Here is a 26,327-nt window from a genome sequence, read left to right on the forward strand (position 1 = left end):
CCCCGCTGGTCCGGCACGGCGCCCGGCCGGGGCTGAGTGAGCTGGTGCCGCGCGCGGACGCGGAGGAGCACGCGCGGGCCCTCCTCGCCCCGCTCGCGGCGGGCCCGGCGCTCACCGAGACCCTGCGCACCTGGCTGTCCTTGCACGGGAGTTGGGACCGTACGGCGGTCGCGCTGGACGTGCACCGCAACACCGTCCGCCAGCGCATCACCCGCTGCGCCGCCCTCCTCGACACGGACCTGGACGATCCGGACGTCCGCATGGAGCTGTGGTTCGCCCTGCGCCACCACTGATCCCCCGGGGTCCCCCGGAAGAGGGGCGTCCCGGGGACGGCGGATCGTCCGCTGCCCCACAATGGGGGGCATGCCGATATCCGGGACGCCCAGCCGTGCTCAGCTCGTCGACCATCTGGTGAGAACGCGGATCGCGGGGGACGTGGCGACGCCTCGCGAGAACAACCTCTCCCACTACCGCAGGCTGGCCAACGGCGACCGGCATTTCTGGCTCGGCCTGGAGCTGGGCGACCGCTGGTCCGACGAGCAGGACGTGCTCGCGGTGATGGCCGAGCGGGTCGGCGTGAACGACGACGCCGAGCACCGGTACGGGCAGGACACCATCGACCCGGAGCTGACCGTCGCCGCGCTGGAGCGGCTCGCACTGCGGCTGCGCAAGGCGGCCGAGGACAGCCAGCGGGTGCTGTTCGCCACCGGGCATCCGGGCGGCCTGCTGGACGTGCACCGGGCCACCGCCGCCGCGCTGCGCGCCGCCGGCTGCGAGATCGTCGTCATCCCGGAGCGGCTGCAGACCGACGAGGGGTACGTCATGCAGTTCGCCGACGTGGCCGTCCTGGAGCACGGCGCGACCCTGTGGCACACCCACTCCGGGGAACCGATGCGCGCCATCCTCACCGGACTCGAGCGCGAGGGCCGCCGGCTGCCGGACCTCGTCGTGGCCGACCACGGCTGGGCCGGGTACGCGGCGCAGCACGGCGTCGACGCGGCCGGATACGCCGACTGCAACGACCCGGCGCTGTTCCTCGCCGAGGCGGAGGGCACCCTGCAGGTGGCGGTCCCGCTGGACGACCACGTCGTCAGCCCCCGCCATTACGACCCGATGACGGCGTATCTGCTCGACCAGGCCGGACTCGTCTGATCCCGCCCCCTGACGCGGGAGTGCGACCCCTACGGGGGCCGCACGTCTCGCTCAGATCGCGGTGCTGTTGTCAGTGACCGCCACCACCGTGACCGCCACCGCCGTGACCGCCGCCACCGTGACCGCCACCGCCGTGGCCGCCGCCACCGTAGCCACCGCCGCCGTGGCCGCCGCCACCGTAGCCACCGCCGCCGTGGCCGCCGCCGTAGCCGCCACCGTGACCGCCGCCGTAGCCACCGCCATGGCCGTAACCGCCGTGACCGTAGCCGCCGTGGCCGTAGCCACCGTGGCCGTAGCCGCCGTGGCCGTAGCCGCCGTGGCCGTAGCCACCCCAGTAGTTGTCGTAGTCACCCCAGTTGTTCCAGTTGTTGTGACGACCCCAACCCCAGTCGTCATCGTTCCACCAGCCGCGGTCGTGGTTGTAGCCGTTGTTGTGACCGCCGCGGTAGTCCCGGTCGTAGGAGCTGTGGTTGCCGTTCTGGGTCGCCGAAGCGGTGCCCGCGGCGCCCACCGCTGCTCCGCCGGCCAGCAGAAGGCCAGTGGCGGACAGGGCGACGAGACGCCTCGCGCGCGTTGATCGCATGAGAAATTACCTTCCATCTCCATCGTCTCTCGCGATCCCGATCTGGGTGCGAGGTGGATGGCCGTCACCGCGAAGAGGAAGATTGCGGCACGGTCTTCAGGTGTCACCGCAGTGCGCTGAACGGCACGGTCGTGCTCCGCCGACGCCTTGCAGACCACCCGTACGCATCTACGCCATCAGGTGCTGCGGCTGAGATCCCGAAGCCGGAAACCTCGTCACCGGGCATGCCGTGTGCTGCGGCTTTCACTCATGAAGCCTAGTCCCGGATGCGTCGCGCGTCCTGTTGAGCGGTCTACTGAGTGACGGGGTGTCCCGGATGCCCCCCGCACGGCGCGGGCGCCTTCGCAACCGAGGGCGCCGGGGCGGGCAACCCCGGCGCCGGACCATGGATGTGACGCCTCAGCGCGGTACGCGGACCACGCCCTCCTGGACGACGGAGATGGCGAGTTCTCCGTCCCGGGTGTAGATCCGGGCCTGGCCCAGGCCCCGGCCACCGTGAGCGGAGGGGGACTCCTGGTCGTAGAGGAGCCACTCGTCGGCGCGGAAGGGGCGGTGGAACCACATCGCGTGGTCCAGGGAGGCCCCGACCACGTCCCCGACGGCCCAGCCGCCGCGCCCGTGGGCGAGCAGCACCGAGTCGAGCAGGGTCATGTCGGAGACGTAGGTGGCGAGGACGACGTGCAGCAGGGGGTCGTCGTCCAGCTTGCCGTTGGCGCGGAACCAGACCTGGCTGTGCGGCTCGCGCGGGGCGCCGAACTCCCCGTACGGCGGCTCGTCCACGTACCGAAGATCGATCGCCTCGCGCGCCTCCAGGAAGCGCTCGACGACCTCGGGGTCGAGGTGGGCGTAGCCGCGCAGGCGCTCCTGGGACGTCGGCAGGGTGGCCGGGTCGGGCGCTTCGGGCATGGGGGCCTGGTGGTCGAGGCCGTCCTCGTACGCCTGGAAGGAGGCGGAGAGGTGGAAGATCGGCTTGCCGTGCTGGACGGCGACCACGCGGCGGGTGGTGAAGGAGCGGCCGTCGCGGATGCGGTCGACGCTGTAGACGATCGGCGCGCCGGGGTCGCCGGTGCGCAGGAAGTACGCGTGCAGCGAGTGGGCGGCGCGGTCGGCGGGGACCGTACGCCCCGCCGCGACCAGCGCCTGAGCGGCGACCTGGCCGCCGAAGACGCGGGGGACGACGGCGGAGCGGGACTGCCCGCGGTAGATGTCCTCCTCGATCCGCTCGAGATCGAGCAGATCGAGGAGGTCCTGAAGTGCCTGGCTCATGTCGTGTGGTTGTACCGGCCAGTCATTGCGGGGGCCTTACAGACCCATGTCCTTGGCGATGATCGACTTCATGATCTCGCTGGTGCCGCCGTAGATGCGGTTGACGCGGTTGTCCGCGTACAGGCGGGCGATGGGGTACTCGTTCATGTAGCCGTAGCCGCCGTGGAGCTGGAGGCAGCGGTCGATCACGCGGTGGGCGACCTCGGTGCAGAACAGCTTGGCGGAGGCGGCCTCGGCGGGGGTCAGCTCGCCGGCGTCCAGCGCCTCGGTGGCGCGGTCGGCGACGGCCTCGGCGGCGTCCACCTCGGCCTGGCAGGCGGCCAGCTCGAACTTGGTGTTCTGGAAGTGGGCGACCGGCTTGCCGAAGACCGTGCGGTCCTGCACGTACTGCTTGGCGAAGCGGACGGCGGCCTTGGCCTGGGCGTAGGCGCCGAAGGCGATGCCCCACCGCTCGGAGGCCAGGTTGTGGCCGAGGTAGTAGAAGCCCTTGTTCTCCTCGCCGAGCAGGTCCTCGACGGGGACCTTGACGTCCACGAAGGCGAGTTCGGCGGTGTCGGAGGTCTTCAGGCCGAGCTTGTCCAGCTTGCGGCCGACGGAGTAGCCCTCGGACTTGGTGTCCACGGCGAAGAGGGAGATGCCGAACCGGCGGTCGTCCTCCTTCGGGGCGGAGGTGCGGGCGCAGACGATGACCTTGTCGGCGTGCACACCGCCGGTGATGAAGGTCTTGGCGCCGTTGAGGACGTAGTGCGTGCCGTCCTCGGAGAGCTTGGCGGTGGTCTTCATGCCCGCGAGGTCCGAGCCGGTGCCGGGCTCGGTCATCGCGATGGCCCACATCTCCTCGCCGGTGACGAACTTCGGCAGGAAACGCTTCTTCTGCTCGTCCGTGGCCAGCATCTTGATGTAGGGCAGGGCGAGCAGCACGTGCACGCCGGAGCCGCCGAACTGGACGCCCGCGCGGGCGGTCTCCTCGTAGAGGACCGCCTCGAACTTGTGGCTGTCGAGCCCCGCGCCCCCGAACTCCTCGGGCACGTTGATGCCGAAGATGCCCAGCTCGCCGAGCTTGTAGTAGAAGTCGCGCGGAGCCTGACCGGCGGCGAACCACTCGTCGTAGACCGGCACGACCTCGGACTCGATGAAGTCCCGGAGAGTCTCCCGGAACGCCTCGTGATCCTCGTTGAACACCGTACGGCGCACGCCGCCACCTCCACGTACCTCGGCATGACACAGGGCATGTCTAAGCGCTTGCTCAGGCAAGCCTACCGGCGGGTAGGAAGGGCGTCCAGGGGGTGGCGACCGTAACGCTCGTCACGCCGGTACGGCGGCCGCCGCGAATGCCCCCCGTGCCATCCGGTGCAGCAGGGTCGCGGTCACCGCTCGGCCCGGGAGGGTGCCGGAGCGGCCCAGGTGGGGGGTGGAGTTGAGGAGGCCGAAGACGGAGTGGACGGCGGAGCGGGCGGCGGGTTCGGTGAGGGTGGGGTGGGCCTCGCGGACGACGCCGACCCAGAGTTCGACGTACTGGCGCTGGAGCTGGCGGACGAGCTTGCGGTCGCTGTCGCGCAGCCGGTCCAGCTCGCGGTCGTGGAGGGTGATCAGCGGGCGGTCGTCCAGGGCGAAGTCGATGTGGCCCTCGATGAGGGAGTCCAGCACCGCGGAGGCGCCGGCCTGCCCGTCCGTCTCCGCCAGGCGGCGCCGCGCCCCGGTGAGGAGCTGGCCGCTGATGCCCACCAGCAGCTCCGCGAGCATCGCGTCCTTGCCGGGGAAGTGCCGGTAGAGGCCGGGGCCGCTGATGCCGACCGCCGCCCCTATCTCGTCCACGCCCACGCCGTGGAACCCACGCTCGGCGAAGAGGCGCGCGGCCTCCTTGAGGATCTGCTGGCGCCGGGTCGGGGCGTCGGTTCTGCTGGCCATGCGGGTCATTGTAGACAGCGAGGTTAGCGGTCGTTAACCTGAGGGAAATGCGTTAACGCTCATTAACAAGGTGAGGGGTTCGCAGGATGCACGAGGCACCGGAGCTGACGAGCGCGGCAGACCCCGCGTCGGAGGCCTGGCGGGCCAATGAACAGGCCCATCTCGCCCTGGGCGAGGAGCTGCGCGCCAAGCTGGCGGCCGCGGCCCTCGGCGGGGGCGAGAAGGCGCGCGCCCGGCACACCGCGCGCGGCAAGCTGCTGCCGAGGGACCGGGTGGACGCCCTGCTCGATCCCGGCTCCCCCTTTCTGGAGCTGGCCCCCCTCGCGGCCGACGGGATGTACGACGGACAGGCCCCGGCGGCCGGGGTGATCGCCGGCATCGGCCGGGTCAGCGGACGCGAGTGCGTGATCGTCGCCAACGACGCGACCGTCAAGGGCGGCACCTACTACCCGATGACGGTGAAGAAGCACCTGCGCGCCCAGGAGGTGGCCCTCGACAACCGCCTGCCCTGCGTCTACCTGGTGGACTCCGGCGGCGCCTTCCTGCCCATGCAGGACGAGGTCTTCCCCGACCGCGACCACTTCGGCCGCATCTTCTACAACCAGGCCCGCATGTCCGCGGCCGGCATCCCGCAGATCGCCGCCGTCCTCGGCTCCTGCACGGCCGGCGGCGCGTACGTCCCGGCGATGAGCGACGAGGCGGTGATCGTCCGCGACCAGGGCACGATCTTCCTCGGCGGCCCCCCGCTGGTGAAGGCCGCCACCGGCGAGGTCGTCACGGCGGAGGAGCTGGGCGGCGGCGAGGTCCACTCCCGCGTCTCGGGCGTCACCGACCACCTCGCGGAGGACGACGCGCACGCGCTCAGGATCGTGCGGAACATCGTCGCCACCCTCCCCGCCCGCAAGGACGCCCCCTGGGAGGTGACCCAGGCCGTCGAGCCCAAGGTCGACCCCTTCGGGCTGTACGGCGCGGTCCCCGTCGACTCGCGCACCCCGTACGACGTCCGCGAGATCATCGCGCGGGTGGTGGACGGCTCGCGCTTCAGCGAGTTCAAGTCCGAGTTCGGCCAGACCCTGGTCACCGGCTTCGCCCGTATCCACGGCCACCCGGTCGGCATCGTCGCCAACAACGGCATCCTGTTCTCCGAGTCCGCCCAGAAGGGCGCGCACTTCATCGAGCTGTGCGACCAGCGCGGCATCCCGCTGGTCTTCCTCCAGAACATCTCCGGCTTCATGGTCGGCAAGGACTACGAGGCGGGCGGCATCGCCAAGCACGGCGCCAAGATGGTGACCGCCGTCGCCTGCACCCGCGTGCCGAAGCTGACGGTCGTGGTCGGCGGCTCCTACGGCGCGGGCAACTACTCGATGTGCGGCCGCGCCTACTCCCCCCGCTTCCTGTGGATGTGGCCCGGCGCCAAGATCTCCGTCATGGGCGGCGAACAGGCCGCCTCGGTGCTCGCCACCGTCAAGCGGGACCAGATGGAGGCGCGCGGCGAGGAGTGGCCCGCCGAGGACGAGGACGCCTTCAAGGCCCCGATCCGCGCGCAGTACGAGAGCCAGGGCAGCGCCTACTACGCCACCGCCCGCCTCTGGGACGACGGCGTGATCGACCCGCTCCAGACCCGTCAGGTGCTCGGACTCGCCCTGACCGCCTGTGCCAACGCGCCGCTGGGAGAGCCCCGGTTCGGCGTCTTCCGGATGTGAGAGGGAGGGGAATTCGTGTTCGACACAGTGCTGGTCGCCAACCGGGGTGAGATCGCCGTACGGGTCATCCGTACGCTCCGCGCGCTCGGCGTGCGCTCGGTGGCGGTCTTCTCCGACGCCGACGCCGACGCGCGGCACGTCCGGGAGGCCGACACGGCCGTCCGGATCGGCCCGGCCCCGGCTTCGGAGAGCTATCTGTCGGTGGAGCGGCTGCTGGAGGCCGCCGCCCGTACCGGCGCCCAGGCCGTCCACCCCGGCTACGGCTTCCTCGCCGAGAACGCCGGCTTCGCGCGCGCCTGCGAGGAGGCGGGGCTCGTCTTCATCGGGCCGTCCGCCGACGCCATCGCCCTGATGGGCGACAAGATCCGCGCCAAGGAGACGGTGCGCGCGGCCGGGGTGCCGGTCGTGCCGGGCTCCAGCGGCAGCGGGCTGACCGACGCCGAACTGGCCGGTGCCGCCCGCGAGATCGGCATGCCGGTGCTGCTGAAGCCCTCGGCGGGCGGCGGCGGCAAGGGCATGCGCCTGGTGCGGGACGAGGCCGCGCTGGCCGAGGAGATCGCCGCCGCCCGCCGCGAGGCCCGCGCCTCCTTCGGCGACGACACCCTGCTGGTGGAGCGGTGGATCGACCGCCCCCGGCACATCGAGATCCAGGTGCTCGCCGACGGCCACGGCGACGTGGTGCACCTCGGCGAGCGCGAGTGCTCGCTCCAGCGGCGCCACCAGAAGATCATCGAGGAGGCGCCCAGCGTCCTGCTCGACGAGGCGACCCGTGCCGCGATGGGCGAGGCGGCCGTGCAGGCGGCCCGCTCGTGCGGGTACCGGGGCGCGGGCACGGTGGAGTTCATCGTGCCGGGGGGCGACCCGTCCTCGTACTACTTCATGGAGATGAACACCCGCCTCCAGGTCGAGCACCCGGTGACCGAGCTGATCACCGGCCTGGACCTGGTCGAGTGGCAGCTGAGGGTGGCGTCCGGCGAGCCGCTGGGTTTCGCCCAGGAGGACGTGACGCTGACCGGGCACGCGGTGGAGGCCCGCATCTGCGCCGAGGACCCGGCCCGCGGCTTCCTCCCCTCGGGCGGAACGGTCCTGCTGCTGGCCGAGCCGCAGGGTGACGGAGTCCGCACCGACTCCGGGCTCAGCGAGGGCACCGAGGTCGGCAGCCTGTACGACCCGATGCTGTCCAAGGTGATCGCCTACGGCCCCGACCGCGCGACCGCCCTGCGCAAGCTCCGCGCGGCCCTCGCGGAGACGGTCACCCTGGGCGTGCCGACCAACGCGGGCTTCCTGCGCCGGCTGCTCGCGCACCCCGCGGTGGTGGCGGGCGAACTGGACACCGGGCTGGTGGAGCGCGCGGTGGACGACCTGATCCCGTCCGGCGTCCCCGAGGAGGTGTACGAGGCGGCGGCGGCCGTCCGCCTGGAGGAGCTGCGTCCCCGGGGCGGCGGCTGGGTGAACCCCTTCTCGGTGCCGGACGGCTGGCGGCTGAGCGGGACGCCCAAGCCGGTGCCGTTCCCCCTGCGCGTGCCCGGCGAGGAGCCGGTGGCGCACGCCCGGCGCGGCACCGACGCCCACGTCACCCCCGACACGGTGAGCGTCACCCTGGACGGCGTCCGCCACACCTTCCGCCGCGCGGCCGACTGGCTCGGGCGGGACGGTGACGCCTGGCAGGTGCGGGACCACGACCCGGTCGCCGCCTCGCTGAGCCGCTCCGCGCACGCGGGCGCCGACTCGCTGACCGCGCCCATGCCGGGCACGGTGACGGTGGTGAAGGTGGCCGTGGGCGACGAGGTCGAGGCCGGACAGAGCCTGCTGGTGGTGGAGGCGATGAAGATGGAGCACGTCGTCTCCGCCCCGCACGCGGGCACGGTCGCCGAACTCGACGTGACGCCCGGCAGCACGGTCGCCATGGACCAGGTGCTGGCCGTCATCGCGCCGAGGGAGGAGGCTTAGATGAACGCCCTGCCCATGGTCGTCCCCGACCCCGGCCTGCCCACGCGGGTCCGTATCCACGAGGTGGGTGCGCGCGACGGCCTCCAGAACGAGAAGACGGCCGTACCCACCGAGGTGAAGGCGGAGTTCATCCGCCGGCTGCGCGCGGCGGGCCTGACCACGATCGAGGCGACCAGCTTCGTGCACCCGAAGTGGGTGCCCCAACTGGCCGACGCCGAGGAGCTGTTCCCGCAGGTGTCCGACGTGGACGCCGAACTCCCGGTACTGGTCCCCAACCAGCGCGGCCTGGACCGGGCTCTCGCGCTCGGGGCGCGCCGGATCGCGGTGTTCGCCAGCGCCACGGAGTCCTTCGCCAAGGCCAACCTCAACCGCACGGTGGACGAGTCGCTGGCCGTGTTCGAGCCGGTGGTACGGCAGGCCAAGGACGCGGGCGCCCATGTCCGCGGCTATGTGTCGATGTGTTTCGGTGACCCGTGGGAGGGCGAGGTACCGCTCCCCCAGGTGGTCCGGGTGTGCGCGGCCCTGAAGGACATGGGCTGCGACGAGCTGAGCCTCGGCGACACCATCGGCGTCGCCACACCGGGCCAGGTCCGCGCCCTGCTCACCCAGCTGAACGAAGCGGGCCTGCCGACGGCGGAACTCGGCGTCCATTTCCACGACACCTACGGCCAGGCCCTCGCCAACACCTACGCGGCGCTCCAGCACGGCGTCACCACCGTCGACGCCTCCGCGGGCGGCCTCGGCGGCTGCCCGTACGCCAAGTCCGCCACCGGCAACCTCGCCACCGAGGACCTGGTCTGGATGCTGCGCGGCCTCGGCATCGAAACCGGCGTCGACCTCGAGGCGCTGACCGCCACCAGCGTCTGGATGGCGGGCCACCTGGGCCGCCCGAGCCCCTCCCGCACCGTCCGCGCCCTCGGCACCACGACCCAGCCCGACAAGGACCAGTGATCAGCATGGACCACCGCCTCAGCCCCGAGCTGGAGGAACTCCGCCGCACGGTGGAGGAGTTCGCGCACGACGTCGTGGCGCCGAAGATCGGCGACTTCTACGAGCGGCACGAGTTCCCGTACGAGATCGTCCGCGAGATGGGCCGGATGGGCCTGTTCGGGCTGCCCTTCCCCGAGGAGTACGGCGGGATGGGCGGCGACTATCTGGCGCTGGGCATCGCGCTGGAGGAGCTGGCCCGGGTGGACTCCTCGGTGGCCATCACCCTGGAGGCGGGCGTCTCGCTGGGCGCCATGCCGATCCACCTCTTCGGCACCGAGGAGCAGAAGGCCGAGTGGCTGCCGCGGCTGTGCTCGGGCGAGATCCTGGGCGCGTTCGGGCTGACCGAGCCGGACGGCGGCTCGGACGCGGGCGCGACCCGTACGACGGCCCGGCTGGACCCGGACACCGACGAATGGGTCATCAACGGCAGCAAGTGCTTCATCACCAACTCCGGCACCGACATCACCGGCCTGGTGACGGTCACCGCGGTCACCGGGCGCAAGCCGGACGGCAAGCCGCTGATCTCCGCCATCATCGTGCCCTCGGGCACGCCGGGCTTCACGGTCGCCGCTCCCTACTCCAAGGTCGGCTGGAACGCCTCGGACACCCGTGAGCTGTCCTTCCAGGACGTCCGGGTCCCGGCCGCCAACCTGCTCGGCGAAGAGGGCCGCGGCTACGCGCAGTTCCTCCGCATCCTGGACGAGGGCCGCATCGCGATCGCCGCGCTGGGCACCGGGCTCGCGCAGGGCTGCGTGGACGAGTCGCTGCGCTACGCCAAGGAGCGGCACGCCTTCGGCCGGCCCATCGGCACCAACCAGGCCATCCAGTTCAAGCTGGCCGACATGGAGATGAAGGCCCACACCGCCCGCCTCGCCTGGCGCGACGCGGCGGCCCGCCTGGTGGCCGGCGAGCCGTTCAAGAAGGAGGCGGCCATCGCCAAGCTGTACTCCTCCACCATCGCCGTCGACAACGCCCGTGACGCCACCCAGGTCCACGGCGGCTACGGCTTCATGAACGAGTATCCGGTCGCCCGCATGTGGCGGGACTCCAAGATTCTCGAAATCGGCGAGGGCACCAGCGAGGTCCAGCGCATGCTGATCGCACGGGAGTTGGGCCTTACCGGCTGAGCCATGACACGGCGCGGGGCGCAATGCGGCGCCTCGCGTCATGTCTGATGTCACATCAATTCTATTTCGTTGCACGGTAATTGACCCTCCTGTTAGGTTGCACACCAGTTCCGAACGTCTGTTCAAGGCAATCCCGCTGACCACGGGAGGCCGCAGGCGCGGAGCGGGAACACGGGGGAAGACTCGTCGCGAACGGCATACGTACGCGACGCCTTTCGGCGCGCCCCCATCCCGCTGTGTGCCAACTGACACCAAGGGGGATGTATGCGTATCCGCACGATGCTGACCGCGGCCGCCATCGGCTCACTGACACTGACCGGCCTGGCCGCCTCGCCGTCGTCGGCCGACGGTGAACCCGGCAATCCCGCCGAGATCGTGACCGGGGTGCTGACTCCGGAAGAGGAATCGGCGGTCCAGACCGCGCCGGGCTCCACCAAGAAGGTGGACATGTACTACGAGGGGCGGAAGATCGACCCCGCCTCGGACTGGCAGGGTGCGAACGTCTGCGTCGAGGTGTCGGAGGACGGCACGATGCAGTGCTTCGACAACGACACCGAGTCCAACAGGTTCCTCGCAACCCACGCGCCCACCGCCCAGGCCCGCGCCGGGGCCAGGCAGGCACTGGCGGGCACCCGGCAGGTGAGGCTGGCGACGACCGCGCAAGCGGTGTCCGGACAACCGGCGACCGCGAAGACCGCGGCCGTCAAGGGTTACTCCTCCTGCCCCAACTCCTACGTGTGCCTGTGGCAGGACTCCAACTACGCGGGTCGGCGCCTGCAGTGGCCGACGTACTCGGAGTCCAAGACGCGCCACCTCGACCAGTACTCGCCGTCCTTCCAGGACAAGGCGAGCTCGGCCTACGTGAACCGCCCACAGCGCGGCGTCGAGGTGTACGACTTCCGCACGGGCCTGCCCGACCCGCACCTCTTCCTGGGCGCGGGGTACAGCCTGTACCCGAACTTCAAGAACATCGAGTACACCTACGGCGGCAGCTGGAACGACCGGGCCGACGCCATCAAGTTCTGACCCGATCCTTGCGGTCCCGGTACCCCTGCAACAGGGCGCCGGTACCGTGATGTCCGCCGTCAGACACACGCATCCGATGGAGACCCCGTGACCCGCACCCCCCGCATCACCGCCGTTCTCGCTCTCGGTGCCGTCATCGCTGCCGGGACCACCGCCTGCTCGACCGAGAAGACGGCCGAGCCGGACGCGATCGGTGTCGTGGAGAAGCTCCCCGACGACACGGACAAGGCCCAGTCGAAGAAGAACGCTCAGGAGTTCAGGTCCTGGGTCGAGGAGCACGGTACCGCCCAGCAGAAGTCGGCGGCCGGCCGCGTGGACCGCATCCTCGGCGAGTGGAACGACAAGACGGGCAACGCCTACATCGCCACCGACATCAACGGCGGCAAGAAGCCCGCGGCCGACCCGCAGGGCGCGGCCACCGCGATCGCCAAGGCGTTCGCGTCCTGGAAGGACTCCGACCAGGGGTACGCGTCCGTCTACGACGTATACGGCAACGCCATGCTGACGAACTACAAGTTCTGAGACCGAGCGCGATCGTCCGCCGCCCTGGACAACGAGCAAGGTTAGGCTAACCTTGCTGAAACCAGTCCGGCGGGCGATCAGCCCTGGTCGAAAGCAGCACACCCATGCCCCACACCCGTGCCACCCACCTCACTCGCCGCGGCATCCTCGCCGCGGGCGGCGCCCTCGGTCTCGGCGCCGTGCTCGCCGCCTGTGGTGACGACCAGGGGAAGAGCGGTGGCTCCGGGGGGCAGGCCAAGCCCGGCAGGTCCGGCGCGTGGAGCTTCAAGGACGACCGCGGCCAGACCGTGAAGCTGGACTCGGTCCCCACGAAGATCGTCGCCTTCACCGGTGTCGCCGCCGCGCTGTACGACTACGGCATCGAGGTCAAGGGCGTCTTCGGCCCGACGAAGACCAAGGACGGCAAGGCCGATGTGCAGGCCGGCGACATGGACGTCAGCAAGCTGACCGTCTTCGGCAATGTCTTCAACCAGTTCAACGTCGAGGAGTACGCGGCCTTCGGCCCCCAGGTCCTCATCACCACCACCTTCGACCCCAAGGGCACCCTCTGGTACGTGCCCCTGGAGTCCGCCGCGAAGATAGCCAAGCTGGCGCCCAGCGTCGCGATCTCGGTCTACGACCGCCCGCTCACCGGCCCCCTCCAGCGCATGTGGGAGCTGGCCGAGTCCCTCGGTGCCGACACCAGGTCCGCGAAGATCACCCACGCCAAGAAGCGCTTCGAGGCGGCCGCGGCCCGGCTGCGCAAGGCGGCCAAGTCCCGCCCGGAGATCAAGGTGATGGCCGGCTCCGCCGCGCAGGACGCGTTCTACGTCTCCGGCACCAACCTCTCCGCGGACCTCGAGTACTTCAAGTCCCTCGGCGTGAACTTCGTCGAGCCCTCGGAGGCGGCCAAGAAGCCCACCGGCGGCTGGTTCGAGACGCTGAGCTGGGAGAACGTCGACAAGCACCCGGCCGACATCATCATCATGGACGACCGCTCCTCGGCCATCCAGCCCGCCGACATCACCAAGGCCACCTGGAAGAAGCTGCCCGCCGTCAAGGCCGGCCAGGTCATCCCCCGCTCCGCCGAGCCGATCCTGTCCTACGACAAGTGCGCCCCGCTGCTGGAGAACCTGGCCAAGGCCATCGAGACGGCCAAGAAGGTCAGCTGAACCCTGCCCTTCCTGACGTTCAGGAGCCCCGCATGACGACGGCCGTAGCCGCCCCGTTCCGTTTCTTCGCCCTCTCGGTGGCCCGGACGAGGCGGCTCGGTCCGTCTCTGCTCCGGGTCACCTTCACCGGCCCCGAGCTGGCCGGGTTCCACTCGCTGGGCCGCGACCAGTCCCTCTCGCTGTTCCTGCCGCATCCCGGCCAGCGCGAGCCGGCGGTCCCGCTGGAGCTGGGCGACGACTGGTGGCACGGCTGGCGTGAACTCCCGGACGACGTGCGGGCGGTGATGCGCTCGTACACCCTGCGGGCGCTGCGCCGGGACCCGGACGAGATCGACATCGACTTCGCCCTGCACGGCACCGAGCCCGGCGCTCCGGTCCCGGCCGGCCCCGCCTCCCGCTGGGCCGCCGGTGCCGCCCGGGGCGACCGGGTGCTGCTGCTCGGTCCGGCGATCGCCGACAACCGGGCCATCCGGTTCCGGGCGCCGGAGGACACCGACCTGGTCGTCATCTGGGGCGACGAGACCGCCGTGCCGGCCGCGACGGCCGTACTGGAGTCGCTGCCGGCGTCCACCCGCGTCCACGCCTGGCTGGAGGTGCCGCACGCCGGGGACGTCCAGGACGTGCGCACCGAGGCGGACGCCCGGATCACCTGGCTGGTACGGCACGACGGCGCCCCCCTCGGCGGTCCAGGCCCTGCGCGCGGCCCGACTGCCCGCACACACCAGCCCGTACGTCTGGCTCGCGGGCGAGGCCGGGCAGGTGCGGGAGCTGCGCCGGCACTTCGTCGGGGAGCGCGGCACCGACCGGCGGCGGGTGACCTTCGTCGGTTACTGGCGGCGCGGACTGACGGAGGAACAGCTCCGCGCGAGCGCCGCGTAGACGCCGGAACCCGTCAAGGGACCGTCGTCACGGGTGCGGTGTGTTCAGCGGACGGCTATTTAGGTTAGGCTAACCTAAGTTGGAGCCGCGGAACTTCGCTTCCCCTCGTGTTTCCCCCGGAGGACCCCCTCATGCGCTCGCACCTGCTCAATGGCCTCACCGCGGAGACGTACCGCCGCTCCGTGACCGAAGGAGTAGAGCGGGTGGCGGCCAAACTCGCCACCGCCGCAAGCCCGTTCACCGGAGTGACCGTCGACGGCCTCGCTCCCCGCGTCGACTCCGTGGACCTCGACCAGCCGCTCGGCGACACCGCCGCCGCGCTGGACGAGCTGGAGGAGGTCTACCTCCGGGACGCCGTCTACTTCCACCACCCCCGCTACCTCGCCCACCTCAACTGCCCGGTCGTCATTCCGGCGGTGGTCGGCGAAGCCGTGCTCTCCGCGGTCAACTCCTCCCTGGACACCTGGGACCAGTCGGCCGGCGGCACGCTCATCGAGCGGAAACTGATCGACTGGACCAACGCCCGTATCGGGCTGGGACCCGCCGCGGACGGTGTGTTCACCTCCGGCGGCACCCAGTCCAACCTCCAGGCGCTGCTGGTGGCCCGCGAGGAGGCGAAGGCCGAGTCGTACGGCCAACTGCGCGTCTTCACCTCCGAGGTCAGCCACTTCAGCGTGCAGAAGTCCGCCAGACTCCTCGGCCTCGGCCCGGACGCGGTCGTCGTCATCCCGGTCGACCACGACAAGCGGATGCACACCCTCGCGCTCGCCCACGAGCTGGAGCGCTGCGTCCGGGACGGGCTCACCCCGATGGCCGTCGTCGCCACCGCGGGCACCACCGACTTCGGTTCCATCGACCCGCTCCCCGAGATCGCGGAACTCTGCGCGCAGTTCGGGGTGTGGATGCACGTGGACGCCGCCTACGGCTGCGGACTGCTCACCTCACTGAAGCACCGCGACCGCATCGACGGCATCGAGCGCGCCGACTCGGTCACCGTCGACTACCACAAGTCCTTCTTCCAGCCGGTGAGTTCCTCCGCCGTGCTGGTCCGGGACGCGGCCACCCTGCGGCACGCCACCTACCACGCGGAATACCTCAACCCGCGCCGCATGGTGCGGGAGCGCATCCCCAACCAGGTCGACAAGTCCCTCCAGACCACCCGCCGCTTCGACGCGCTCAAGCTGTGGATGACCCTGCGCGTGATGGGCGCCGACGGCATCGGCGAACTCTTCGACGAGGTCTGCGAGCTGGCGCAGGAGGGCTGGCGGCTGCTCGCCGCCGACCCACGCTACGAGGTGGTCGTGGCGCCCTCGCTGTCCACCCTGGTCTTCCGCTACGTCCCGGCGGCCGTCACCGACCCCGCCGAGATCGACCGCGCCAACCTGTACGCCCGCAAGGCCCTGTTCGCCTCCGGCGACGCCGTGGTCGCGGGCACCAAGGCCGACGGCCGCCACTACCTGAAGTTCACCCTGCTCAACCCCGAGACCACCGCGGCCGACATCGCCACCGTCCTCGATCTGATCGCCGGCCACGCCGAGCAGTACCTGGGAGAGTCCCTTGACCGCGCTTCCTGAAGCCAGCCCCGTCCTTGACTTCGTGGGGATCGGCCTCGGCCCCTTCAACCTCGGCCTGGCCTGCCTCACCGAGCCCATCGAGGAGCTGACCGGCGTCTTCCTCGACTCCAAGCCCGGCTTCGAGTGGCACGCCGGGATGTTCCTGGACGGCGCCCACCTCCAGACGCCGTTCATGTCGGACCTGGTCACCCTGGCCGACCCGACCTCGCTGTACTCCTTCCTCAACTACCTGAAGGAGAAGGGCAGGCTGTACTCGTTCTACATCCGGGAGAGCTTCTACCCGCTGCGGGTCGAGTACGACGACTACTGCCGCTGGGCCGCCGACAAGCTGACCAGCGTCCGCTTCGGCACCACGGTCACCGAGGTCACCTTCGAGGACGGGCTGTACGCGGTGCACACCGGCGCCGGTGACACCTACCGCGCCAAGCACCTGGTCCTCGGCACCGGCACCCCGCCCTACGTCCCGGAGGCGTGCGAGGGTCTGGGCGGCGACTTCATCCACAACTCCCGCTATCTCTCCAGCAAGGCGGAGCTGCAGAAGAAGCGCTCCATCACCCTGGTCGGCAGCGGACAGTCGGCGGCCGAGATCTACTACGACCTCCTCAGCGAGATCGACGTCCACGGCTACCGGCTCAACTGGGTCACCCGCTCCCCGCGGTTCTTCCCGCTGGAGTACACCAAGCTCACGCTGGAGATGACCTCCCCGGAGTACATCGACTACTTCCACGCGCTCCCCGAGGACACCCGCTACCGGGTCACCGCCCAGCAGAAGGGCCTGTTCAAGGGCATCGACGGCGAGCTGATCAACGAGATCTTCGACCTGCTCTACCAGAAGAACCTCGGCGGCTCCGTCCGGACCCGGCTGCTCACCAACTCCGCGCTCACAGGAGCCACTTACCGGGACGGCACCTACACCCTCTCCTTCCGCCAGGAGGAACAGGGCAAGGACTACGAGCTGGACAGCGAGGGCCTGGTGCTGGCCACCGGCTACCGGTACCGCGAGCCGGAGTTCCTGAAGCCGGTCCGCGACCGCCTGCGCTACGACGGCCACGGCAACTTCGACCTGGGCCGCAACTACGCCATCGACGTCACCGGCCGGGGCGTCTTCCTCCAGAACGCCGGCGTCCACACCCACAGCATCACCAGCCCCGACCTGGGCATGGGCGCCTACCGCAACGCCTGCATCATCCGCGAGCTGCTCGGCTCGGAGTACTACCCGGTCGAGAAGACCATCGCCTTCCAGGAGTTCGCCGTATGACCTTCACGATCCGCCCGCTCGACCCCCTGAAGGACGCGAGCCTGGTGCATGGCTGGGTGACCGATCCGAAGGCCGTGTTCTGGATGATGCAGGACGCGACGCCGGTGGACGTCGAGCGTGCCTACAGGGAGATCGCGGCCGACGAGCACCACCACGCCTTCCTCGGTCTGGACGACGGGGTGCCGGTGTTCCTGATGGAGAGCTACGACCCCGCGCACCGCGAGCTGGCCGGGCTGTACGAGGCCCAGCCGGGCGATGTGGGCATGCACTTCCTGGTGGCGCCCACCGACACCCCCGTGCACGGGTTCACCCGGCGGGTCATCACCGCCGTGATGACGCATCTGTTCGCCGACCCGCGCACCCTGCGGGTGGTCGTGGAGCCCGATGTGCGCAACACCGCCGTGCACGCGCTGAACGAGGCCGTCGGGTTCGTGCCCGAGGGCGAGATAGAGAAGCCGGAGAAGCGCGCCCTGCTGAGTTTCTGCACGCGGGAACGGTTCGAGGCGGCGACGGGGGTGGCGGCATGACCCTCGCCGACTCCGTGGCCCACCTCTCCCCCGAGCGCTGGGACCTGGCCAACCGCCTGCTGATCCGCAAGGCTCTCGCCGAGTTCGCGCACGAGCGCCTGCTCGTCCCTGAGCCGGACGGGGCCGCGGGCGAGGAGTACGTCGTCCGCAGCGACGACAAGCTCACCTCGTACCGCTTCTCAGCCGTGCGCCGGGGCCTGGACCACTGGCAGGTGGACGCCGGCTCGATCACCCGCACCCGCGAGGGCGCCGAACTGCCGCTCGCCGCGCTGGACTTCTTCATCGAGCTGAAGGAGACCCTGGGGCTGAGCGAGGAGATCCTGCCGGTGTACCTGGAGGAGATCTCCTCCACCCTGTCCGGCACCTGCTACAAGCTGACCAAGCCCCGGGTGAGCGCGAAGGAACTGGCGGGGGCCTCGTTCCAGGACATCGAGACCGGGATGACCGAGGGCCACCCCTGCTTCGTGGCCAACAACGGGCGGCTCGGCTTCGGCGTCCAGGAGTACCTGGCGTACGCGCCGGAGACGGCGAGCCCGGTGAAACTGGTCTGGCTGGCCGCGCACCGCTCGCGCGCCGCCTTCACCGCCGGAGCCGGCGTCGAGTACGAGGAGTTCTTCCGCCGCGAGCTGGGCGAGGCCACCCTGGAGCGGTTCCGGGGCGTGCTCACCGACCAGGGCCTGGACCCGGACGACTATCTGCTGATCCCGGTCCACCCCTGGCAGTGGTGGAACAAGCTCAGCGTGACCTTCGCCGCCGAGGTGGCCCGCCGCAACCTGGTGTGCCTGGGCGAGGGCGACGACGAGTACCTGGCCCAGCAGTCCATCCGGACGTTCTTCAACCGGACGCACCCAGAGAAGCACTATGTGAAGACGGCGCTGTCCGTGCTCAACATGGGCTTCATGCGCGGTCTGTCGGCCGCGTACATGGAGGCGACCCCGGCGATCAACGACTGGCTGGCCCGGCTGATCGAGAACGACCCCGTGCTCACCGCGACCGGCCTCACGATCATCCGCGAGCAGGCCGCCGTCGGCTACCGGCACCTGGAGTACGAGCGGGCCACCGACCGCTACTCCCCCTACCGCAAGATGCTGGCCGCCCTGTGGCGCGAGTCCCCGGTGCCCCGCCTCGCCGAGGGCGAGTCGCTGGCGACGATGGCCTCGCTGCTGCACACCGACCACGAGGGCGCCTCGTTCGCGGGCGCGCTGATCGAGCGCTCGGGGCAGCCGCCCACCGACTGGCTGCGCGACTACCTGCGGGCCTACTACGTGCCGCTGCTGCACAGCTTCTACGCCTATGACCTGGTGTTCATGCCGCACGGCGAGAACGTCGTCCTGGTGCTGAAGGACGGCGCGGTCCGGCGCGCGGTGTACAAGGACATCGCCGAGGAGATCGCCGTCATGGACCCGGACGCGGCCCTGCCGCCGGAGGTGCGGCGCATCCGGGTGGAGGTGCCCGAGGACAAGAAGCTGCTGTCGATCTTCACGGACGTCTTCGACTGCTTCTTCCGCTTCCTCGCCGCCCACCTGGCCGACGAGGGCGTGCTGGCGGAGGACGGCTTCTGGCGCACGGTCGCGGAGGTCACCCGCGCGTACCAGGAGGCCAACCCGCAGCTCGCGGAGAAGTTCGAGCAGTACGACATGTTCGCGCCGGAGTTCGCCCTGTCCTGCCTCAACCGGCTCCAGCTCCGCGACAACAGGCAGATGGTGGACCTCGCCGACCCGTCCGGCGCGCTGCAGCTCGTCGGCACCCTGGCGAACCCCCTCGCCGGGTTCTGAACCCGCACCGCGCACGGGCACCCCGGAGTACGGTCCTCCGGGGTGCCCGTCGCCCTTTCGTCGGCTCGTCCTCGGCCGGCCGGTCCGTCCGCCGGACCGTCAGCCCGTCAGCCCGTCAGTCCGCCGGCCAGGGGACCTGCGGCGAGCGGTAGTAGTTGATGCCGAGAGCGTCCCAGCGCGGGGCCTGCGCGGCCAGCCGCACCCGGTAGGCGTCCCAGTCGTGGGTGGCGGCCGGTGACCAGCCCAGCTCCGCCGCGCCCGGCAGCCGCGGGAACGCCATGTACTCGAGGTCGGCGGACTTCTTCAGCGTCTCCGACCACAGGGGAGCCTCGACGCCCCTGACCGCCGAGGCGGGCACTCCGTCCAGATAGGCGCCCGGGTCCCAGTCGTAGGACCGCCGCACCTCCACCAGACCCGCCCAGTCCAGGCCGAGCGGGGTGTCCTTGGTGTACTTCATGTCGAGGTAGACCCGGTCGGCCGGGGACATGATCAGCCCGGTGCCGTTCCGCGCGGCCTCGGCGACCTGCGCCTTCTCCGCCGCGCTGGTGCGGTCCAGGCCCCAGTACTGGGCGAGGGCGCCCTTGACCGGATGGGCGCCGGTGAGCTGGTGCCACCCGATGGCCGTCTTGCCGTACTTGGCGACGACCGGCTGCACACGGTCCATGAACGTCACGTAGTCCGCGTGGCTGGTGGAGTGCGCCTCGTCACCGCCGATGTGCAGATAGCGGCCCGGGGTGAGCGCGGCCAGCTCGCGGATCACGTCGTCCACGAAGTCGTAGGTGACCTGCTTGGGCACGCACAGCGAGCTGAAGCCGACCTGGGTGCCGGTGTAGAGCGGGGGCGCCACGCCGTCGCAGTTCAGCTCGGCGTAGGAGGCGAGGGCGGCGTTGGTGTGGCCGGGCATGTCGATCTCGGGGACGACCTCGAGATAGCGACTGGCCGCGTACCGGACGATCTCCCGGTAGTCGGCCTTGCTGTAGTGGCCGCCCTCGCCGCCGCCGACCTCGGTGGAGCCGCCATATCCGGCCAGGCGCGGCCAGGAGTCGACGGCGATGCGCCAGCCCTGGTCGTCGCTGAGGTGCAGATGCAGCTCGTTGATCTTGTAGAGGGCCAGCTGGTCGATGTAGCGCTTGACCTGGGCGACGGTGAGGAAGTGCCGGGAGACGTCCAGCATGGCGCCCCGGTAGGCGTAGCGCGGGCGGTCCTCGACGGTACCGCCGGCGATCCGCCAGGGGCCGGGCTGGACGGTCTTCTTCTCGACGGCCGCCGGTAGCAGCTGGCGCAGGGTCTGTACGCCGTGGAAGAGGCCGGCGGGAGCGGCGGCGGTGATGGTGACTCCACCGGCTCCGCTGTGCAGCCGGTACCCCTCGGCGCCGAAGTGGCCCTTCTGGAGGCGGAGTCGGATGCCTCCGCCGCCGCCGTGGTCGGTGAGCGGCAGCGGATAGCCGGTGGAGGGCCGCAGGATGCCGGCGAGGTAGGCGCCGATCCGGCGGACCTCGGCGGAGCCGTCCACCCGGACGCGGGTCGTGCGGGTGATGCGGTACGGGGTTCCGCCCGGCTCGACCGAGGCGGGTGCGGGGACCACCCGGTCCAGCGCGGGCGGGGCGGCCGCCTGCGCGGCGGGGTTCGCGGCGAAGGTGAAGACACCGGCCGCGGCGACAAGCAGCAGTGATCCGAGGATCCGGGTCGTTCGGGGAGTGGTGCCGTGGTGCCGTCTCACATGCGCTCCCTTCGGATTTGGTCGGGACCACTCTCCCGCAGATCCGGCGAAACGCTCCCGCCCGTGGCGGCAACCATCCGGCGGGACGGGCCCGTTGTTCTCGACGGCGACGCCCCGCGGTCGACGCCGGGGCGGGACAGGAACGCAACCGGGCGGGCCGCACCGCGAAGAGGTGCTGACCGGCGCGGAGTTCGCCCCGGCCGAGCGGGCGGCCCCCGGTCGACTGTGAGGACTGCCCGCTCCGGCCGGCGGCGCGCCCCGGCCTTCCGCGCGGGCGCGTGGATCTACTTCGCCCTGCGGGACACCGTGAAGTGGTCGATGCGCTCACCGGTCTCGGCGATGCCGGACACGGTCAGCGTGGTGTGCCGGCCCCGCGGCGCGGGCGTCACGTCCACGCGGAGGAACGAGTAGTCGAGGTAGCGCACGCGGGACCAGGCGACGGTCTCGGGCTTCTTGCCGTCCTTGAGGTTGACGAAGGAGGAGACGGACTCGACCTCGTGCTCGTGCCCCTCGTAGGTGTCGGGCGCGGTGAAGGCGTACAGGCTGCGGCCGGCCGCGCCCGCGGTGACATACACGACGCCCTCGGTCTCGGGGTAGGCGGTGCCGCCGACGGGGAGCTTCTTGACGACCGTGTCGCCCTTGATCACGTCGGTGCGCTCGTACTGGTGGTTGTGGCCGTTGATGACCAGGTCCACGGTGTACTTCTCGAACAGCGGCACCCACTCCTGGCGCACCCCGCCCTCGGAGGCGTGGGCGGTTGAGGTGCAGTAGGCGCAGTGGTGGAAGAAGACCACGACGAAGTCGATGTCCCGCGCGGCCCGGAACTTCCTGAGCTGGGCCTCCAGCCAGGTGGTCTGGGTGCCGCCGGAGATGCCGAGGTTCGCCGGGATCTCGTAGGAGATGTCGTTGGCGTCGAGCGAGATGACGGCGGTGTTGCCGTAGACGAAGGAGTAGACGCCGGGCAGGTCGGCCGCGTCGGGGCCGTTGTCCGGGAGGGACCAGCGGGCCTCTTCGCCGCCGTAGCCGTTGGGCGAGTACCAGGCCTCCATGTCGTGGTTGCCGTAGGCGGGCATCCAGGGGATCTGCTTGGCGACGGATTCGGTCTGGTGCAGGAACTGGTCCCAGGTGCGCGAGTCGAAGCCGGTGTCGCTGGTCTTGCCGGCGCCGGAGGGGTCGCCGTAGGCGATGTCGCCCGCGTGCAGGTGGAAGGCGGGGTTCTGGCCGAGGATCAGGGCGTTGTTGGCCAGGCCGTGGTAGCCGACGCCCTCGTCACCGAAGGCGGTGAAGGTGAAGGGCGCCTTGTGGGCGGGGGCGGTGGTGAAGGTGCCGAGGGTGCCGAGCAGGTGGGGCTCGGCGGGGTCGAAGCCCTGGTGGCCGACGCCGTAGTAGTACGTCTGGCCGGGGCGCAGACGGCTCAGCCTCGCGTGTACGTAGTACTGGGTGTGGTCGCCGCTCGCGCCGACACCGGCCGGGGTGTGCAGGGTGCGGACCTCGGCCTCGATCTTGCGGGAGACGTCCCAGGGGTGGGCGCCGACGCGGATGAAGGGGCGCTTCACGGCGACCGGCACCTGCCAGGAGACGGTGACCTCGGTACGCGGGTCGTTGCCCCAGGCCAGGTGACGGCCGAAGGGGGCGGCCAGCGCGCCGTCCACGTGCTCGGTAGCGCGCGGTGCCGGGGCCGTGGGGGTCGCGGCGGCGGCCGGGGTCACGGCGCCGGGCACGAAGGCGCCGCCCGCGACGGTGCCGAGAGTGACGGCGCCGCCCCTGATGAGGGTGCGCCGGGAGAATCTGCTCCGCAGGTACTCGTGCCGCTCGGCCATGCTCATCCGCTCGGCCAGCTTCTCGGGTACGCCCATACGAGGAATGTCCATGACCAGCAAAACTCGTGGCCGACGGCAACGCCGTCCAGGACGGGAAGTGGACACCGGGCGAACAGCGAACCAGGAGCGCACCAACAGGTGCCTGCCCGGAATCGGGCACGATTCTTGCGAAACCGGCGTCCGTGCCCGAAGATCTACCGGGTGCACGAGGAACTTGTCGATCATTTGACGCGCTCGACCCCGCTCAGCCGGGGCGAGGCGCTGCGAGTGATACAGGACGTGCTCGCCTTCTTCGACGAGACGACCCAGGACTACGTCCGTCGTCGACACCGAGAACTGCAGGCCCAGGGCCTGCAGAACGCGGCGATCTTCGAACGGATCGATGCGGACCTGAAATACCGCGCGGTGGCGCCGCCCGAGCTCACGCTCCGGCAGTTGCGCCGCATGGTCTATGGCTGAGAAGCCAGGGTGAGGGAGCTAATACATGTGCGGAATTGTCGGATACATCGGTAAGCGGGACGTCGCTCCCCTGCTGCTGGAGGGTCTCCAGCGGCTGGAGTACCGGGGCTACGACTCGGCGGGCATCGTCGTCTCCTCCCCGAAGTCGGCCGCGCTGAAGATGGTCAAGGCCAAGGGCCGGGTCCGTGACCTGGAGGCCAAGGTCCCCGCGCGCTTCAAGGGCACCACCGGCATAGCGCACACCCGCTGGGCCACCCACGGCGCCCCCTCCGACGTGAACGCCCACCCGCACATGTCGGCCGACGACAAGGTCGCCGTCGTCCACAACGGCATCATCGACAACGCCTCCGACCTGCGCCGCAAGCTGGAGGCGGACGGGGTCGAGTTCCTCTCCGACACCGACACCGAGGTCCTCACCCACCTCGTGGCCCGCGCCGGCGCCGAGAAGCTGGAGGACAAGGTCCGCGAGGCGCTCCGCGTGGTCGAGGGCACCTACGGCATCGCCGTGATGCACGCCGACTTCCCCGACCGCATCGTGGTGGCCCGCAACGGCTCCCCGGTCGTCCTCGGCATCGGCGAGAAGGAGATGTTCGTCGCCTCGGACATCGCCGCGCTGGTCACCCACACCCGCCAGATCGTCACCCTGGACGACGGCGAGATGGCCACCCTGAAGGCCGACGACTTCCGCACCTACACCACCGAGGGCACCCGCACCAGCGCCGAGCCCACCACCGTGGAGTGGGAGGCCGCCTCCTACGACATGGGCGGCCACGACACCTACATGCACAAGGAGATCCACGAGCAGGCCGACGCCGTGGACCGCGTGCTGCGCGGCCGCATCGACGACCGCTTCTCCACCGTGCACCTGGGCGGCCTCAACCTGGACGCCCGTGAGGCCCGCCGCATCCGCCGGGTCAAGATCCTCGGCTGCGGCACCTCGTACCACGCGGGCATGATCGGCGCCCAGATGATCGAGGAGCTGGCCCGCATCCCCGCCGACGCCGAGCCGGCGTCCGAGTTCCGCTACCGCAACGCGGTCGTCGACCCCGACACCCTGTACATCGCGGTCTCCCAGTCCGGTGAGACGTACGACGTGCTGGCCGCCGTGCAGGAGCTGAAGCGCAAGGGCGCCCGCGTCCTCGGTGTGGTCAACGTGGTCGGCTCGGCCATCGCCCGCGAGGCGGACGGCGGCATCTACGTGCACGCCGGGCCCGAGGTGTGCGTGGTCTCCACCAAGTGCTTCACCAACACCACGGTCGCCTTCGCGCTGCTCGCGCTGCACCTGGGCCGCACCCGCGACCTGTCGGTGCGCGACGGCAAGCGGATCATCGAGGGCCTGCGCAAGCTGCCCGCGCAGATCGCCGAGATCCTCAAGCAGGAGGAGCTGGTCCGCGAGCTGGCCGAGGAGTACGCGGAGAGCCGCTCGATGCTCTTCATCGGCCGCGTCCGGGGCTACCCGGTCGCCCGCGAGGCCTCCCTGAAGCTCAAGGAGATCACCTACATCCACGCCGAGGCGTACCCCGCCTCCGAGCTCAAGCACGGCCCGCTGGCCCTCATCGAGCCCGCCCTGCCGACCGTCGCCATCGTCCCGGACGACGACCTGCTGGAGAAGAACCGCGCCGCGCTGGAGGAGATCAAGGCCCGCAGCGGCAAGATCCTCGCGGTCGCGCACCAGGAGCAGGAGAAGGCGGACCGGACCATCGTGGTCCCGAAGAACGAGGACGAGCTGGACCCGATCCTCATGGGCATCCCGCTCCAGCTGCTCGCCTACCACGCGGCGAAGGTGCTGGGCCGCGACATCGACAAGCCGCGGAACCTGGCCAAGTCGGTGACGGTGGAGTAGGTCCACCCCTGGAGGTCAAAGAAAACGGACCCTCGCGCGAGCCGTCGTGGGGGTCCGTTTCTGTGCCGCTGCGCCCCGGCCGGTGGCCGTCACCCACCGGCCGGCAGCACGAGTCACCTGCGGCGTCGGCTGTTGTATGCCCGGCACGGGGGCGGGAACACTTTTACGCGCGAGTAGCTTCACGGAGCGCGAACGGGTGTGCCGCCAGGGGAAGTCGAGGTCTCAGGGGATCACGATGACGGGCCGCCGGGCCCGTTTGGTGAGGCGTCCGGCCACGGAGCCGAAGATCCGCCCCGCGATGCCGTGCGTGGAGCCGACGACGATCGCGTCCGCCTCGTACTCCCGCCCGACCTCCACCCGGACCACCGTGGACGGCGGGTCCACCACGCCCTCGCCGACGTGGAGCACCGAGGTGGAGACCGCACCGAGCTTGCTGAGCGCGGTGGACGCCGCCTTCAGTTCCTCCTCGGCGGTGTCGCCCTTGAGCGCCAGCATCTCGCCGTAGGGCCGCAGCAGCGGGATGCCCCAGGTCGCCAGGCGGTCCAGTGGAGCCACGGCGCGCGCGGTCACCACATGGACCGGCGGCACCTTGCCCAGCATCTCTTCCGCACGCCCGCGGACCACGGTGACGTGGTCCAGGCCCAGCAGCTCCACGACCTCGGTGAGGAACGTGGTCCGCCGCAGCAAGGGCTCCAGCAGGGTGATGTTGAGGTCGTCCCGCACCAGGGCCAGCGGAATGCCCGGCAGTCCCGCACCCGAGCCGACATCGCACACCGTCACCCCCTCGGGGACGGCCTCGGAGAGCACCGCACAGTTCAGCAGGTGCCGCTCCCACAGCCGGGGCACCTCCCGCGGGCCGATCAGGCCACGCTGGACACCTGCCTCGGCCAGCAGCTCCGCATAGCGGACCGCGTCATCGAAGCGATCGCCAAACACTTCCCGCGCCTCTTCGGGCGCGGGGGGAAGCTCCGCTGCCTCCGTCACGGGGACCGTCCTTCCGTACCGCGCCGGTGCTTCACGCACCGGCCCTCAGAACTACCAGGCTGACAAAGTTCGGCCCCGTCTGTAGGTCAGACGGGGCCGATGGAACCATG

At 70.7% G+C, this 26,327-nt stretch carries 22 protein-coding genes and 1 pseudogene; 16 read left to right on the plus strand and 7 right to left on the minus strand.

Going from position 1 to position 26,327, the window contains the following annotated elements; genetic code table 11:
- A partial coding sequence (locus tag GT030_RS06735) for a helix-turn-helix domain-containing protein (protein ID WP_161200285.1) occupies positions 1-293 on the plus strand: 293 nt, incomplete at its 5' end.
- A 70-nt stretch (positions 294-363) separates the two neighbouring features.
- Positions 364-1,152, plus strand: coding sequence for a phosphatase (locus GT030_RS06740; protein ID WP_161200286.1), 789 nt, complete (start codon positions 364-366; stop codon positions 1,150-1,152).
- Positions 1,153-1,222: 70 nt separating this feature from the next.
- Here the strand turns inward: GT030_RS06740 and GT030_RS35485 are convergent, their stop codons facing one another.
- The 4 genes from GT030_RS35485 to GT030_RS06760 all read right to left on the minus strand — a co-directional run bounded on the left by GT030_RS35485 (position 1,223) and on the right by GT030_RS06760 (position 4,909).
- Positions 1,223-1,735, minus strand: a complete 513-nt coding sequence (locus GT030_RS35485; RefSeq protein WP_202459787.1) for a hypothetical protein — start codon at positions 1,733-1,735, stop codon at positions 1,223-1,225.
- A 399-nt stretch (positions 1,736-2,134) separates the two neighbouring features.
- A complete protein-coding gene (gene tesB, locus GT030_RS06750) occupies positions 2,135-3,001 on the minus strand; it encodes an acyl-CoA thioesterase II (protein ID WP_161200287.1) in 867 nt (288 codons plus the stop codon).
- Between the two features lie 36 nt (positions 3,002-3,037).
- Positions 3,038-4,195, minus strand: a complete 1,158-nt coding sequence (locus GT030_RS06755) for an acyl-CoA dehydrogenase family protein (protein ID WP_161200288.1) — start codon at positions 4,193-4,195, stop codon at positions 3,038-3,040.
- 111 nt (positions 4,196-4,306) lie between these two features.
- Positions 4,307-4,909: a TetR/AcrR family transcriptional regulator gene (locus tag GT030_RS06760; protein ID WP_161200289.1), complete on the minus strand. Its 603-nt coding sequence runs from the start codon at positions 4,907-4,909 to the stop codon at positions 4,307-4,309.
- A gap of 86 nt (positions 4,910-4,995) precedes the next feature.
- On the opposite strand from GT030_RS06760, the gene GT030_RS06765 reads away from it, so the two are divergent.
- The 12 genes and pseudogenes from GT030_RS06765 to GT030_RS06820 all read left to right on the plus strand — a co-directional run bounded on the left by GT030_RS06765 (position 4,996) and on the right by GT030_RS06820 (position 19,391).
- Entirely contained in the window at positions 4,996-6,612 is a 1,617-nt protein-coding gene (locus GT030_RS06765) for a carboxyl transferase domain-containing protein (RefSeq protein WP_130333338.1), read from the plus strand.
- A gap of 15 nt (positions 6,613-6,627) precedes the next feature.
- On the plus strand, positions 6,628-8,562 hold the full coding sequence (locus tag GT030_RS06770; RefSeq protein WP_161200290.1) for an acetyl/propionyl/methylcrotonyl-CoA carboxylase subunit alpha: 1,935 nt from the start codon (positions 6,628-6,630) through the stop codon (positions 8,560-8,562).
- Entirely contained in the window at positions 8,563-9,513 is a 951-nt protein-coding gene (locus tag GT030_RS06775; protein ID WP_161200291.1) for a hydroxymethylglutaryl-CoA lyase, read from the plus strand. It begins immediately after the preceding gene.
- Between the two features lie 5 nt (positions 9,514-9,518).
- Complete coding sequence (locus tag GT030_RS06780) at positions 9,519-10,679, plus strand: acyl-CoA dehydrogenase family protein (protein WP_161200292.1); 1,161 nt, start codon at positions 9,519-9,521, stop codon at positions 10,677-10,679.
- Positions 10,680-10,943: 264 nt separating this feature from the next.
- Positions 10,944-11,705, plus strand: a complete 762-nt coding sequence (locus tag GT030_RS06785) for a peptidase inhibitor family I36 protein (protein WP_161200293.1) — start codon at positions 10,944-10,946, stop codon at positions 11,703-11,705.
- A gap of 87 nt (positions 11,706-11,792) precedes the next feature.
- Complete coding sequence (locus tag GT030_RS06790; protein WP_202459777.1) at positions 11,793-12,227, plus strand: hypothetical protein; 435 nt, start codon at positions 11,793-11,795, stop codon at positions 12,225-12,227.
- A gap of 104 nt (positions 12,228-12,331) precedes the next feature.
- Positions 12,332-13,378 carry an ABC transporter substrate-binding protein gene (locus GT030_RS06795; protein WP_161200294.1) on the plus strand — a complete coding sequence of 349 codons (1,047 nt, stop codon included), beginning with the start codon at positions 12,332-12,334 and terminating at the stop codon, positions 13,376-13,378.
- Positions 13,379-13,410: 32 nt separating this feature from the next.
- Positions 13,411-14,257 (plus strand): annotated as a pseudogene (locus tag GT030_RS06800) (siderophore-interacting protein).
- Between the two features lie 131 nt (positions 14,258-14,388).
- Entirely contained in the window at positions 14,389-15,831 is a 1,443-nt protein-coding gene (gene desA, locus GT030_RS06805) for a lysine decarboxylase DesA (protein WP_161200295.1), read from the plus strand.
- Complete coding sequence (locus GT030_RS06810) at positions 15,815-17,089, plus strand: SidA/IucD/PvdA family monooxygenase (RefSeq protein ID WP_161200296.1); 1,275 nt, start codon at positions 15,815-15,817, stop codon at positions 17,087-17,089. The genes desA and GT030_RS06810 overlap by 17 nt, the downstream gene beginning before the upstream one ends.
- Positions 17,086-17,616 carry a GNAT family N-acetyltransferase gene (locus tag GT030_RS06815; protein ID WP_161200297.1) on the plus strand — a complete coding sequence of 177 codons (531 nt, stop codon included), beginning with the start codon at positions 17,086-17,088 and terminating at the stop codon, positions 17,614-17,616. The genes GT030_RS06810 and GT030_RS06815 overlap by 4 nt, the downstream gene beginning before the upstream one ends.
- On the plus strand, positions 17,613-19,391 hold the full coding sequence (locus GT030_RS06820; RefSeq protein WP_161200298.1) for an IucA/IucC family siderophore biosynthesis protein: 1,779 nt from the start codon (positions 17,613-17,615) through the stop codon (positions 19,389-19,391). Before GT030_RS06815 ends, GT030_RS06820 begins: the two co-directional genes overlap by 4 nt.
- 115 nt (positions 19,392-19,506) lie before the next feature.
- On the opposite strand, the gene GT030_RS06825 is transcribed toward GT030_RS06820, so the two are convergent.
- Together GT030_RS06825 and GT030_RS06830 are read right to left on the minus strand one after the other, a co-directional pair.
- A complete protein-coding gene (locus tag GT030_RS06825; protein WP_161200299.1) occupies positions 19,507-21,111 on the minus strand; it encodes a beta-N-acetylhexosaminidase in 1,605 nt (534 codons plus the stop codon).
- 284 nt (positions 21,112-21,395) lie between these two features.
- Positions 21,396-22,967 carry a metallophosphoesterase family protein gene (locus GT030_RS06830; protein WP_202459778.1) on the minus strand — a complete coding sequence of 524 codons (1,572 nt, stop codon included), beginning with the start codon at positions 22,965-22,967 and terminating at the stop codon, positions 21,396-21,398.
- 165 nt (positions 22,968-23,132) lie between these two features.
- On the opposite strand from GT030_RS06830, the gene GT030_RS06835 reads away from it, so the two are divergent.
- Both GT030_RS06835 and glmS read left to right on the plus strand, forming a co-directional pair.
- Positions 23,133-23,390, plus strand: coding sequence for a hypothetical protein (locus GT030_RS06835; RefSeq protein ID WP_030816599.1), 258 nt, complete (start codon positions 23,133-23,135; stop codon positions 23,388-23,390).
- Between the two features lie 25 nt (positions 23,391-23,415).
- Positions 23,416-25,233 carry a glutamine--fructose-6-phosphate transaminase (isomerizing) gene (gene glmS, locus GT030_RS06840; protein WP_161200301.1) on the plus strand — a complete coding sequence of 606 codons (1,818 nt, stop codon included), beginning with the start codon at positions 23,416-23,418 and terminating at the stop codon, positions 25,231-25,233.
- Positions 25,234-25,455: 222 nt separating this feature from the next.
- On the opposite strand, the gene rsmG is transcribed toward glmS, so the two are convergent.
- Positions 25,456-26,217 (minus strand): 16S rRNA (guanine(527)-N(7))-methyltransferase RsmG, encoded by a 762-nt coding sequence (gene rsmG, locus GT030_RS06845; protein WP_161200302.1) that lies wholly within the window; start codon positions 26,215-26,217, stop codon positions 25,456-25,458.
- Positions 26,218-26,327 lie beyond the last annotated feature (110 nt).

Origin of the sequence: Streptomyces sp. SID1328 (assembly GCF_009865595.1) — a bacterium.
Lineage (GTDB): Bacteria > Actinomycetota > Actinomycetes > Streptomycetales > Streptomycetaceae > Streptomyces > Streptomyces griseoluteus.